The 1,205-nt window shown below is 65.0% G+C and carries 1 protein-coding gene; it reads right to left on the reverse strand.

Features of this window, described 5'->3' with window-relative positions; all coding sequences use genetic code 11:
- Window positions 1–86: 86 nt before the first annotated feature.
- On the reverse strand, window positions 87–983 hold the full coding sequence (locus tag ABT106_RS32005; protein WP_351284580.1) for a ParA family protein: 897 nt from the start codon (window positions 981–983) through the stop codon (window positions 87–89).
- Between the last annotated feature and the right edge of the window lie 222 nt (window positions 984–1,205).

Raw genomic sequence — 1,205 nt, forward strand, 5'->3', positions numbered from 1 at the left:
TTTGAGCCCGAAGAGGTCACCCATGATCCGCGAGAGCAGCGACTTGCCGGAGCCCGGGTTGGTCGCGGTGATGCACTGCCTGTCCGTCAGACACCGACGCGCTCCCTCGGCTCGCCGTTCAGCTGAGCCTCCACCCGCTGGGCGATCTCCCACTCGGCCTCGGGGGTGTCCATACGGTCAAGGACTTCCTGGAGGAACTTGGCGTACCGCTTGCCGGGGGCGTGGTTGGCGTAGCCGAGGACCGAGGGGACTCCTATGGCATAGCTCCGGGAGATGCGGGTGTCCTCGCGGATGTCCGTGTCGAAGGGATGCAGATTCGTGTCGATCATCAGATCCCGGACCTCCATCTCCTCCTGCGACCAGTCCGAAGGCGGCTTGGCCATGTTGAGCACGGCGCCGAGGAACTTGGGATCCGCGTTCGTCCGGTCCTTCACGTGGCGAATCGTCGAACGCATCGCGACGGCGCCTTCGACGGTGGCGTGCTTGGGCAGGCACAGGGTGAGGGCGTAGTCGCTCGCCGCCAGTGCGACACCGTTGAGTGCCTCGACCGCGGGAGGCGTGTCGAAGACCGCGTAGTCGAAGTCGTCTTCGATCTCAGCCAGCAGCTCGCGCAGGACTTGGACCTTCTCGTTTCCCGCGGCATGCAGGATGTGCTGCGCGTTCGCCATCGTGTGCTGCTCGGAGGCGAGCAGGAACAACTGGCCCGTCCCCTTGAACTTGTGAAGCAGCTCGCTGCGGTCGATGAGGATGTCCCGCACCCCTGTGGGTACTCCCTGGGCCGCCATCTGGAGCTTGAGCCCGAGGGACAGGCCGATCTGCGCCTTGCTCAGACGGACACCCAGCGCCTGTCCGGCCTGGGCTTGCGGTTCGATGTCGAGCACGACGACGCGAGCGCCGGTGAGAGCGAGGCCGGCCGCGAGGTTCACCGTCGTGGTGGTCTTGCCCGGGCCGCCCTTCTGGCTTGCTACAGCGATCTTCTCCACGGGACCAACTCTCCTCGGCAGCTCGTGCTTTGCGTGACGTTCCGCCGAGTTGCGCTCGATCCGACCAGCCGTGTGGATGAGTCTTCAACGAGGTTTCTGTCAGGGAAGTCATTCGGTGAGGAGACGATAACAGGATTCGCTCACGACATGCCGCAACGGCGTGTCGCTGTTGGATCGAGCTGGGGAGGAGTGGGAGGCGGGCGAGGACTTGATCAGGGCACC

The organism is Streptomyces sp. NPDC002044, from assembly GCF_040296725.1.
Classification (GTDB): Bacteria; Actinomycetota; Actinomycetes; order Streptomycetales; family Streptomycetaceae; genus Streptomyces; species Streptomyces antarcticus.